Genomic DNA, 11,860 nt, shown 5'->3' with positions numbered 1-11,860 from the left:
TCCCCGCCATTTTTTCGAATTAGATTGATCCGCGAGAATTATGGTTGCGCATCAAGCGTTTTTATCTGATCTAAGTCTTGGAAAAGGAAACCACACAAGAAGCTACTGGCGCCAGAAAAGTGGGTACCAAGTGCAGTGCTGGCCACTCAAATAGGCGTAAAAAGGCTTTTCCGATACATCTACTATCTTATTGAAATTTCGTTATCTTGCAACAGTTTTGGTGGAAGAGGTGTGCATTTTTCGCTCTGGTTCGTGAGAATTTGGCGTGGCGCAAAAAACTCTGAACTACTGCAAGAAAAATGCCTGATTTGCTTGCTCGCAACTACCGCGAAAGAGAGGGAAATAATTCTGTGGTACCTTTCCTGATAGCGCCGAGAATCGGATCTGATCTGTCTATCCAAGCATCAAATGTGTCAAACAGCCACAAAACGCTATATGATTTGTTTGGCAACAAACTCTGGCAATTGGCGACGATTTTTGTGGCGTCATAGAGACTAAACAGTGAGTGAGCGATGAACGAAACAACGGAAACTAAAAAGAGCTCAACAATCGCGTTGGTTCTGTGGACAATGGCATTCTGTTTTGGGTACTCGATTTTGCGATACCACATATTCGGGCCGGTGCCGTGGAAAGACCTGTCCTTTTTTACCCTGAACAAAAGCATTTGCTTCACGTCGCTTGTTTTGTTGATCATGAATTTCGGCTTTGGCCCGGCAAAAAACCTTGGGCTGCGCATTCCAGACAGCTGGCTAAATGCACGAATGGCGATTGGCATTATCGCCTTTTTGTTGGTTTTGTTGCACGCTTTCATGAGCCTGCTGCTTTTCAGCCCGGCTGTTTATCCACAGTTCTTTGAAGTCGATTCTAAGATGACACTGAATGCAGGATTGAGCATGCTCGGGGGCGTTATCGCTTTCATCATATTGTGGGGTTACAATCTGAGTTTCAAAACCACTTTGCGCGAAGACATGGCGTTTATTGCGTTCATCACGTCTCGCAAATTCCTGCTGTGGGCAATGTTGTTCACGGGCGCACACCTTGTTTTCATGGGATATTCTGGTTGGCTCAATCCACAAGGCTGGCATGGTGGAATGCCGCCAATCAGTCTGGTTTCTTTTGCGCTGTTCTTAGCCGGGTATGTGATCAACTTTCTGGGCAGAGAGTGAATTCAAAACGCCTGCCAGATTTCAACCTCGCGTGGCCACGGTCTACGCCATGACGGAGTTTAGCCAATCGCTGCGCTGCCGTGACCTCGTCGGGTGGCATTGCGGGCATCCGTGACTTTCACCCAAATGGCCAAGTAAACACCGATCAAACAGTAAAGAACACCAATGCCCAAAACGATTTCACCTTGAATCATACCGATCTCTGCCCGGTTAAAGAAATCCTCCAGATCGTTTGCGGGGGACGGATGAATCGCCAGTTTACCAACAAATGCCAACATCTGGATCAACAAAATCCAGAGATAGTTGCGTCGCACCCGCCGCGCCAGGGCGGTTTTGAAACTGATGTGAAACTCTGGCGAGACGTAGTCCTGCGCCAGAATTTCCTGCCAGTTTTCTTCCGTGTGTAAATCCCCATCGCGCAGCATTGGTGAATAGAAATTGGTTTCCAGCCATCTTGCCCGCGCCCTCCAAACATTGAAATAGCGGTATCGGCGAGCCTCAAGTGCCAGGAAAAACAGAATGAGGACACCGACCAGAATGAGGGGCAGGGCCGAGGCTTCCGGCGAAGCAAATGTAACAGACAGCGCCACCCCCAGTGTAACCACAGTCCAGTTTGTTGTTGTGTCCAAACGGGTTCGCCAAATTGTACTGCGATAGACCTCGCCCCGGTAAAGATGCGCAAGCGCACCGATTTCCGCAGCGCTGAATTCTTGTGGTGCTTCGGGTTTTCGTTTGATGGGCTGTCTGCCTTTTCGGTGTCACATCAGCTTACGTTAACAATGAAACATCGGTCGGCTTTGAAGAATCAACTGATGCATTTTTGCGCCGAGCCTCGCCTGCTTAAGCCTAGTACGATGGCTCATATGGATCAGCAGCTCCCGTTGGAATCGGGGGAAACTCCTTCAATGACGAGACATGCTCTTCCAGCTGGGGCAGTGCGGCCTTCGGAACCCAAGTGTGTGGGAACAGAACATTGTCCAATTCCTGCGGGTCATTCATCAGGTTATACACGCGGGGCATAGTGTACTTGCGGAAAACACCATTCCAGCCGGTCTGTTCCGCAAAATGCAATTTCCAGTTTTGCCATTTTACTCCGAAGACATCGTTGCCCATGTACACGATGAAGCCATCGCGGCCAGAGTCTGCTTTGGCTCCAACCAAAAACTCACTCACATCAATCCCGTCGATCACCCGATCCTCTGGCACTTCGCCGCCCGCGATCCGGGCAAATGTCGGGAACAGATCCATGGCGTGGACTATTTCGTCGCTCACCCCACCCGGCTTAATCTTATCAGGCCACCTCATTGCAAACGGCACGCGAAGGGCACCCTCGTATCCTGTAAACAGAGTAGACCGCCAGGGTCCGGCTGACCCATGAATTGCTGTTTCAACGGTCAAAGACGTTTCTCCGGGGCTTAACGCCTCGGGCCCGTTGTCCGCTGTGAATATAACAATGGTGTTCTCTGCAATGCCAAGGTCATCAATTGTACCGAGCAACTCACCAACATAGCTATCAATCTGCATAAGGAGATCGCCCCAGGGACCGTTACCAGAGCGGCCTTTGAAATCCGGATGCGGCATCGTCGGAAAATGTGTTGCAGTATAGGGTAAATAGACGAAGAAAGGTTTTTCTTCAGAAGCCTGTCGGGACATAAAGTCAATTGCGCGATCGGTCAGGTCGCGGTCAATCAACGGCCGATAACCCAGATCATAAGTACGAACTTTCTCAGGCACGGCTCCCTTTGTGCTTTGCAAAACAGAGGTTTCCGCAACGCCACTTCCTTCGAACTCATCCAGGGAAGAATAGACCGCCTCATCGGTTGAATTGGGCACACCATACCACTCATCAAATCCTTGATCTGTCGGGAAGCGCCCCTCTGTCCGGCCAAGATGCCATTTTCCAAACATACCGGTGGCATAACCCGCATCTGCCAGCATTTCTGCCATGGTGACTTCCCATTGCACCAATCCATAGACCCCTTCACCCAACGGAACGACACCGTTTCCGCTGCGAATGGCATATCGGCCGGTCATAATAGCCGATCGGGACGGGGTACACTGGACTTCGATGTTGAAATTTGTGAGGCGCAGCCCCTCGGCGGCAAGTTGATCCAACTCAGGCGTCGCGGCACCCCGAACGATCCCACCACCGTTGAACCCCGGCTCGCCCCAGCCAAAGTTATCCATGAAAATCAAAACAATATTGGGTTTTTCCTGTGCTGAAACAGCATTCCCGCATACGGCAATGAACATTGCCGCCATAAGGGACAGAAAAGATGAGGCTTTCATATCGTGTCCTTCCACTTGTTTTGAACCACATAGCCACCCCAAAATGGGTGTATTTAAAACTGGATGCTAAATGATAGCGTCGCGTAGTCTCCCGACAAACGGTTCTTGGAATGCACGTCATGCACCCAGCTTGCCGAGAAGGCGACAGCGCCGCCCGCGGATTTCGGAATCCAGGAAATTGCGGGGCCGATACCAACGGCCTCCCCTTTAAAATCACCTAGAAGCGCACCAGAGCCGGAATCCCCGGTCAGCTGTTTGTAGGCGTAACCGTGTATCCCCAACGCAACGTTTTCGGACACGAACTGGTTGAACATGAAATCCATGTGAAACTCAGTCCCGGTCTTGTATTGGGTATCTTCGTTTTTTGAGTTGAACATAAGGCCCGGAACGACGGAAAACTCTGTACCTTTTTCGGGGTTGAACCACGTCAGCGCAGCGACGAGATCAGCGCTCCAATAATTTCGGCCTATATTGACACCACTGTTCAAATTGTACTCGCCCGTCGGAGCGATGATCAGCCCATAGATATTGGTGTGGAAGTTTCCAGATGACCAATAAAACGAGGCTGGAATGATCCCGATGTCACCTAAAGCAAATTCATCCTGCGAGTTTGCCAGCCCTCCAACAGTGGCGCTGTAGGACGCGTAGCCAACCGGAATATATCCGCCGACGGCAAACCGACCCCCAAGTTCGGGTGCATCCCAGACATGCAGGCCTTGAAACAGAGAATAGAACGCGCTGCTCTCGACTGAAGCCTTAACCTGTCCTTCACCGACTGCCCGGCTGGCTTTGCCGCTATAGAGCAGGTTGACGTTCGCAAACACAGGACCTGGCTCTGGGGCCATCCCGGGCAAAAGGCTACCGTATGCGCCAGGAAAATAATTTGAAAATGCCCCCTCTGCCGCTTGTGCGGATGTTTGAGCAAGAGCTGAGCTCAAAAGCAATGAAAGTTTAAGTAGTCGCATTGGCATTCCTGCGTATCAGAAAATGGCTAGGATCTTACCCCGGACGTGATTGTGGGCCAAACCCTTATGGTAGCTGGCAGGGCGTAGTCCGCCCTGCCAGAGTTACTCATGGCGCACGAACCAACTCTACGCGGCGATTAATTGCGCGGCCCTCATCGGTATCGTTACTGGCCAAGGGCGCGAGAAAACTGGCGCCAGCGGCGAACAGACGGCTACTTTCAACACCATATGTTCCGACCAATTCTGCAACGACCGCATCCGCGCGGCGTTTCGACAGGTCCAAGTTGGCCTCATATCCGCCGACATGATCCGTGTGGCCCACAACAGCAATCTTGAGGTCGGGAATTTCAGCCATCGTCTCGGCAATCGCTTCGAGTGTGCGCTCTGACCCCGGAAGAATCGCAGTTGAAGCGGTGTCGAACTGAACGCCGTACAGCGAGACACGGCCATCAACGGTGATCCGCAAAGTGATGTCCTCGACGGTTTCTCCACCCGACGCTTGCGTGTCCTCGGAGTGTGCATAAGTCACCAACTCGATCTCACCGGGACGCCATGTTTGATCGAACCAGGATTCAAGTGGGCCATACAATCTGAAGATCGTGTTCCAACCTTTGCCAGGAACGGTTTGAACCCAATTGCTTTCCCTTCCTTCGGGTGCCTCGGGTGCAAAGTAGATGTCGTAAGATCCGTCTTCGTTCTGAACAACGCCGGTGTCATTGCTGCCGATGGCTGGGAACTGTGCATCAGTTTGCAACATGGATCGTGTTTGGTTGTCATAAAGGGTAAATGACCAAAAATCCTTGGCAGGTACGTCTTTTGGCACGTTTACCTTGTAGGTCTTTGCGCCATCCAACGGATTACCGTTCGAGTCGAGATAGGTGAAGGCATATTGCGATCCCTTGCCGATTTTCTTGAGCGCCATGGCAGGGGTAATGCCTGTCGCATAGAAATGAAATGCGGCCCGGATATCAGGCAACGATACACCGTCCAGTTCCCAAGTGTAAGCGCGCCCAGGAAAAGCTGTCAGCCAGTTGCTTTCACCGGGATACCAATAGAACCTTTCGTCACGCGGTTTGGAGATAATCGTTTTAACCGTCACCGAGCCGGCACTTGCGGCGGCCTTCAGAATTGCCTGCATCCGCTCATCAGGTTCAAACGGTTGTCCTTTGACGATGCCAATGGCGGCGAGATGACCCAATAGCTCTGGGTTTTCACCCATTAAAGGCTCAGCCTGAACAACGTTGTTGATCTCGTCATAGATGTTGATGTCCATGCGGTGGATCGTATTGAATAGCTTGCCCGATGCATCCACGAAGGTCATTTCTGGCGGTGTTTCAGCCTGAGACAGCGGATAGATACGGAATAATTCTTTGGTATTGTTGATGGCGTCTGCTGTAGATCCATCCTTTTGATACCCGCGCCAGATCACCCAGTTGCCGTAGGTGGTGGTTCGTGTCACGTGATACCCTTCTGGCACGTCCCCTTCGTATCCCGGAGGCAGGACCAAGAACTTGCCTCCTTTGCCCTCGTCCGGACCAAGGTTTCCAAAGTCAGTGACATAACGGAACCAGTGATCATTGATAAATCCCAGGACATTTGGTGGGGTTTCAATGACCATGGGCTCGTCGCCCATTTCAAGCCACGAGAACATGTAAACGCTTGTGGTGTTGGCCGTCAAAAACAAGGACTTTGAATCCATCAATCCCTCGAACAGAACCGCTGTCGTATTGGCGGGGCCAAATTTTAGGATACCTTTGCGAATGGCATCCATTGAGGCGATTTTGGTTCCGTCTAGGAACGCTTGATAGGCGTGAGTAAAGTCGAGCAGATTGTAGACTTTTTGTGCTGACTCTACATCCGGCACCCCGTCAAAGAAGTTCAACTCGCCCACTCGGGTTTGAATGTTGTCAGGAGTTGTGACGCCGTCAGGTATCTCGGTCGTCATCTTCATTGTTGGAATTTCCTGAGCGCTCGCAGGACCACTGAAAAGTACCGACAGTGACAAAATCACCGTTCCGAGTGCGCCAAGTTTGGGGGTTGTCCACATTGTTTTTCCTTTCAATTTAAATACTTAGAGGTCAATTAGGACTTGTAAAAAACTGAAACTGGAAAGGACCGTCTAATGTGTTCGAGGTATAAATTTTTGTGTTGCCTTCGTAATTTAGCTTCGCATGGACGTGGCGGCCATCGATCTGTATGAATACAGGTTATGAAGAAAATCGATAACCTATCAATCGACAGCAAACTTCTTCGCACATTTCTTGCGGTGCTGGACGAGCGTTCAGCAACCCAGGCTGCGGCAAGGCTGGGTGTCACACAATCGACGGTAAGCCATTCTCTGAGCAGGCTGCGCCAGCAGATTGGTGATCCGCTGTTCGTCCGTTCAGGACAGGCCTTGTTGCCCACTGAGGTTGCGCTGTCTTTGCGAAAACCTGTCCAAGCCATTCTGGATGGCATAGCAAGCCTGACAGACCAAAGAGATTTTGACCCTCAGCAAGAAGCAATGCAATTCGTGATTGCGGCAAACGATATGCAACGTGATCTTATCTTTCCTAAACTGATACAAGACCTGCGTTCCGAAGGTGTTTCCGCAAGTTTTGAATTCATCGCCTCTGGGCATCCTTCGGCGGACATGATGCGAGACGACCGCTGCGATCTGGTTCTAACTCCGTTTCCCCCGAACACTTCGGACGTCATTCAAAGGCCAATTTTGTCTTCAAGGATGATGTGCTTTTTTGACGAGAACACCCGAAGCGCACCAAAAACATGGGAAGAATATTGCAACGCGGACCATTTGGCCGTCCGGTTTCGGGATGGTGGAACTTCCCTGCGTGCCTTGCGCGGCATTGACACGTCAGATTTTCGCCCAGCAAGTATCACGGTGCCAAATTTTAGCGCAATCCCTCAGTTCATCAAGGGTACGACACTGATTGCAACTGAAATGGGGTTGATGCAACTCAAGACCCTGAGCGGGCTCAGTATGGAATCGCTGCCCATAGACAGTGACCCCGTCGTTATTTACCTTGCCTGGCATCAGCGCAGTTCAAATGATCCGTCTCACATTTGGCTCCGCAACAAAGTGAGAGTTATTGCAGAAGAAGTGATGGCCGAATGGAACTCTTTGAGTAGGCGGAGATAGCAGGCAAATTAGTAAACCCTCCAAGTGACTGGTTCATTCCTTTGTTCGGTTCTCTCGCCGGTAAAACGCTGCAGTCAGCCTGCTTTGTCTAGACCCACCTTGTTGCGCTTCACAGCGGTTTACTCGGCAAAAACGCACAAGGGGAAAAAAGTGCGATTGCGCTCGCCATATCTCCATTTGGCAATTGAGTTTTTCAGCAGATGCTTCCGCAAATGCCCCAAAAGTTCGGGCAACAACACAATGGTACCGAGTTCAAAGATGCCTTCGTGTTCCCCTGCTATCCGTCAGTTAAAAATCGAAATCCTTCATAGTGGGTATTGATCTGGATTGATTGATTTGAGATTTCAGGCTTCCTAAGATGAACCGGTTTGCAAGAGCGGCGGGTGTGTTTTCTGTCTTCTAGAATTGCTTGGAATTCGCACTAGTTTTTGGACTGCTGCTAATCTTCACTAAAATGAATTGAGGGATCACATGACCAAATCAACCTTTAGAAAACTGTCACTGATAGCGACCTTTGCGGCACTCGGGTCTACAGCCATCGGGCAGACAGCAACGGGTGAGAATACGATTGAAGGCTGGACAATTCTGCGCAGCGTCGAAACATCCACCTGTGTCATGGAGAAGGTCAACGAAGATGGCTATCTTTTCCGAATGGGCAAAGAAGAGCCCGGAGATGTTTTCGGCTATGTCGCAGTTTATACTCAAGATGAAAACCTAGACATCTATGGGAACGTGTCTAACGAAGTTGTTCTGGATCTGGATGGCGAACGGTTCGATGCCAAAGCGACAGGTCATTTGCGTGACGACGGTTGGCGGGGCGCTTATGTTCGATCCCGTGATCCTGCATTCATCGAAGCGCTAGCAAGAAAATATGTTCTGACGGTAGACCCTGAAGGCAAGACACCATTTGCCATTAGCCTGGACGGAACATTTAAGGCAATGGCTGCCACCAGAGACTGTGAAGCTGCAAGCCTTGCATCTATGGCCGTGGCGGATGATGGAAAGCGTGGTGAACTGATCATTGAGTCACAAGCCGCATGGGCGTCACTTCTGTCGCAAAACGATAGAGCGCGTGAATTGTCGGAGAGCGCCTCGGCTGCGCTGGTCTTTCCAAAGGTTACCAAAGCCGGCTTAGGTGTTGGTGGAGAGCGCGGAAATGGGGTTCTGTTTGTTGGAGAGGCTGTAAGCGGGTATTACCGCACGACCTCGCTGGCGGTCGGAGCCTTGGCTGGCGTCCAGACCTATGGATACGCTCTGATGTTCATGACGCCGCAAGCGCTGGAACGCTTTCAGTCCAAGCGTGGATTTGAACTGGGTGTTGATGGATCAGTTGCCGTAATGAACTCTGGGGCAACAGCAGAAATAGATACGACCAATCTCAAGGCCGATATGGTCGCGTTCGTGTTTAATGAACAAGGCCTGATGGCCAGTGCAGCTGTTGAGGGGTCGCGGATCAAGCCGATCGAGTGATCTTTGCGGTTCGACATGGAAACGGCGGGGAGGACTCCGCCGTTTACCTCTTCAACTTTGAATCGGCCGCCAGGAATTTGATTTCATCTGTGGTGACCAATTTTCGATTGCCCGTTACAGTACTCAAACAACAGGTGTTTATTGTTGCGCACTTTGGGTCGCAGTCATTAGGTTTAAAGCGATTGAGCGAATTCAGGAAGTTGCCGAACTGGATGACACCACTAATTAAAACTGGGTTTTTTGTACCATCATTCTTGCTGATGGTATGGCTTGTGACGGGGCGAGCCCTTGCACAACAACAAACCGAACCCATTTACGGCTTGCAGTTTTACGGGCAGATCAACCGCGGTTACCTATACCACGATGACGGAGGAGCCGTGACACATGTTCCATTTGCGGGCGGCTCAAAGTCCCCGGGCCGATTTGGGCTGACGTACGGTAGCGCGTTACCAAATGGCTGGAACTTTCTCGGTCGCGGCGAAATGGGCATTGAGTGGAAGGAAACAGATCGCGTTAGCCAACGGGATCCACTAGACGATGCCTACGATTTCGACAAGGAAGCCTTGAGAAAACTGGAAGTGCAGTTTTCCCATCCAGAAGTCGGGACGTTTTTTGTCGGCCAAGGAGCAATGTCTGGCAGTGACGCCGCAGCACAAGATCTATCGCTGACAAATGTCGTTGCTGGGGCGGCTGTGCGCGGTGTGTCTGGCGGGATGTTCCTGCGCCAGACGGATGGCACCCTGTCCAACATATACTACCGGTAAGTTGTCTTATGTGGTCGAGCGTGTTTGCAGATTTGGTTCTAAATCGAATTGGAGTAAGGCCTACGCAATTTGCAAATTCGAACTAAACTCGTGAAAGGGTCAATTGGAGTAAGTACCGTTGGTATCGCCCTCCCGCAACCATTACAGTCGAACAAGCCACCTTCGGGTGGCTTTCTTCGTTTTGGGACATCCCCAACGCCAACAAACCCGCCAATTCACCAACCAATTCAATGGCTAACGCGTCACCCTCTGGGATCAACCTGATCTCGGACAAAAGACCGCGAATGATTGAAGTCGCCTCGGCTTTGGCAGACGGGTCATTCAAAGCCTCAGTCAGGTTGGCGACATGCTCTTTGTAGACATCGGCCAGACCCGGGTGCAGCAGTACCGGCGTATCTCTCTCAGAAGACCGCAGATCGTTCTCAAGCCTTGCCTTCTGCGCCTCAAGCTCGGTCACTTTGTCCTTCATGCTGGGATGGAACATGCCCTCGGCGATTGCCTCGATGATGCGGTCAATTTGTTTGGTTACTTTGATAAGGTCACGTTCAGCTTTGCTGCGGTCTCTTTTGATCGCGCCTGCCAACTGATTGTATTCTTCTTGATAGGCGCGGACGAACTCTGCGATGAGGTCAGCGTGCAAAAGCTGATCTTTGAGACCGGAAAGAACACGGGTCTCAAGGTCTTCGCGCTTTACGGTCAGACGGTTGTCACAGGTGCCTTTGTTACGCAGGCTGGAGCAGCCATAATACTGCTTGCCGACCTGAATAAACCCGCCACCACAACATCCACACTTAATCATTCCTGAAAACAGATGCCGTGCCCGCTTGGTGCGGCCAAGCTTCTTGATGCCGTCGCTGATAGCTGTACTGCGGGTGTCTAATTGACGTGACTTCACAGCCTCCCAAAGGTCCTGATCAGTGATGCGCAGATCAGGCACCTCTTCGATGACCCATTCTTCGGCTGGGTTCATACGGGCCTGCCGTTTGCCGGAGTTCGGATCTTTGACATAGCGCTGGCGGTTCCAGACGATGCGACCGATGTAGAGTTCGTTATTAAGGATGCCAGTGCCGCGTCGCCAGTTGCCGTAGATGGTGGACGCGCCCCAGCCAGCATCACGCGGACCCTCAACGCTCTCCTTGTTCAATTGGGTAGCTATGGCGCGGGGGCTGAGATCATTGGCGTAGTCTTCGAAAATTCGGCGCACGACGTTTGCTTGCTCTGCGTTGATAATTCGCTCGCCTGTCGAGACCTCTCCGTCGGCTTGGAAGTTGCGGACCACGTCATAGCCGTAGGTGATGCCACCTGCGGATTTACCTTTGCGGATACGTCCTTCAAGCCCGCGATGGGTCTTTTGGGCGAGGTCCTTGAGGAAGAGGCTGCTCATCGTGCCTTTGAGGCCGATATGTAGTTCTGAAATCTCCCCTTCCGCCATAGTGACAATCGGTATCCCCTGAAACCGCATTTGTTTGAAGAAGGCTGCGATATGCTCTTGATCGCGGCTGATCCGGTCGAGCCCTTCCGCAACCACTACATCAAACACGTTGTGGCGGGCGTCTTCCAGCAGGCGCTGGTAAGCGGGACGTAGATGTGAGGATCCGCTGATGCCGCGATCAGAATAAGTGTCAGCAGCCCTCCAGTCTTTGCGTTCGATCAGGCGCAGGCACAGGCGTTGCTGGTCCTCAATTGAGGCGTCGCTTTGCAGGTCGGTGGAAAAACGGGCGTATATAGCTGCACGCATGGGATGGGCCTTTCCGTAATTTGGATACTTCGGCCCTACCCATTATAGGCACGAAACCAAGGTTGTCTTCCACTTTCGATTGCAACCGAGTTGCAATTTTTTAGTGTGTTAAATCAATGGGGTAGGTTGGACAAAATCAGCTACCTACTCTAAGGCGCCAAAATCCGGCTTGGAATGTAGCGATCCCCAACAGAAGACATTGAGTCGGAACAGCCCTATAGGCTGCTATGCGGTACAAGGACGAAACCGCTGCCGCGGTATTGGCGCTTGTGGCGGGCGATGCGCGCTGATGCGAACGAGGTGGATTTTGCGAACTGACGAACCTGTCT

At 51.4% G+C, this 11,860-nt stretch carries 10 protein-coding genes; 4 read left to right on the top strand and 6 right to left on the bottom strand.

The features are described from left to right. Positions 1-322: 322 nt before the first annotated feature. Positions 323-775 carry a hypothetical protein gene (locus BUC32_RS20485; protein WP_139280782.1) on the bottom strand — a complete coding sequence of 151 codons (453 nt, stop codon included), beginning with the start codon at positions 773-775 and terminating at the stop codon, positions 323-325. 34 nt (positions 776-809) lie between these two features. Between BUC32_RS20485 and BUC32_RS20480 the strand changes: the two genes are divergently transcribed. Then, entirely contained in the window at positions 810-1,166 is a 357-nt protein-coding gene (locus BUC32_RS20480; protein ID WP_139280781.1) for a hypothetical protein, read from the top strand. 59 nt (positions 1,167-1,225) lie between these two features. Here BUC32_RS20480 and BUC32_RS18235 read toward each other — a convergent pair whose 3' ends face one another. From BUC32_RS18235 to BUC32_RS18215, 4 genes are all read right to left on the bottom strand, one after another. Beyond that, positions 1,226-1,858 carry a DUF2270 domain-containing protein gene (locus tag BUC32_RS18235; RefSeq protein ID WP_083599400.1) on the bottom strand — a complete coding sequence of 211 codons (633 nt, stop codon included), beginning with the start codon at positions 1,856-1,858 and terminating at the stop codon, positions 1,226-1,228. Between the two features lie 154 nt (positions 1,859-2,012). Then, entirely contained in the window at positions 2,013-3,455 is a 1,443-nt protein-coding gene (locus BUC32_RS18230; RefSeq protein WP_073256483.1) for an arylsulfatase, read from the bottom strand. A gap of 53 nt (positions 3,456-3,508) precedes the next feature. After that, positions 3,509-4,279, bottom strand: coding sequence for a SphA family protein (locus BUC32_RS18225; protein ID WP_175556969.1), 771 nt, complete (start codon positions 4,277-4,279; stop codon positions 3,509-3,511). 247 nt (positions 4,280-4,526) lie between these two features. Continuing rightward, positions 4,527-6,371, bottom strand: coding sequence for a DUF1214 domain-containing protein (locus BUC32_RS18215; protein ID WP_175556968.1), 1,845 nt, complete (start codon positions 6,369-6,371; stop codon positions 4,527-4,529). 258 nt (positions 6,372-6,629) lie between these two features. Here BUC32_RS18215 and BUC32_RS18210 point away from each other — a divergent pair, with 258 nt between their 5' ends. The 3 genes from BUC32_RS18210 to BUC32_RS18200 all read left to right on the top strand — a co-directional run bounded on the left by BUC32_RS18210 (position 6,630) and on the right by BUC32_RS18200 (position 9,793). Further along, the gene (locus BUC32_RS18210) at positions 6,630-7,559 is read left to right on the top strand and encodes a LysR family transcriptional regulator (protein ID WP_073256424.1); all 930 of its coding nucleotides are present in this window, start codon (positions 6,630-6,632) and stop codon (positions 7,557-7,559) included. Positions 7,560-8,030: 471 nt separating this feature from the next. After that, positions 8,031-9,029 carry a lipid-binding SYLF domain-containing protein gene (locus BUC32_RS20220; protein ID WP_083599398.1) on the top strand — a complete coding sequence of 333 codons (999 nt, stop codon included), beginning with the start codon at positions 8,031-8,033 and terminating at the stop codon, positions 9,027-9,029. Continuing rightward, positions 9,026-9,793, top strand: coding sequence for a hypothetical protein (locus BUC32_RS18200; RefSeq protein ID WP_139280780.1), 768 nt, complete (start codon positions 9,026-9,028; stop codon positions 9,791-9,793). The genes BUC32_RS20220 and BUC32_RS18200 overlap by 4 nt, the downstream gene beginning before the upstream one ends. Positions 9,794-9,875: 82 nt before the next feature. Here BUC32_RS18200 and BUC32_RS18195 read toward each other — a convergent pair whose 3' ends face one another. Further along, entirely contained in the window at positions 9,876-11,531 is a 1,656-nt protein-coding gene (locus tag BUC32_RS18195) for a recombinase family protein (protein ID WP_073256418.1), read from the bottom strand. Between the last annotated feature and the right edge of the window lie 329 nt (positions 11,532-11,860).

Source organism: Shimia gijangensis, from assembly GCF_900142085.1.
In the GTDB taxonomy this organism is placed as follows: domain Bacteria; phylum Pseudomonadota; class Alphaproteobacteria; order Rhodobacterales; family Rhodobacteraceae; genus Shimia; species Shimia gijangensis.
This window is presented reverse-complemented; position numbering and strand designations above follow the sequence as displayed.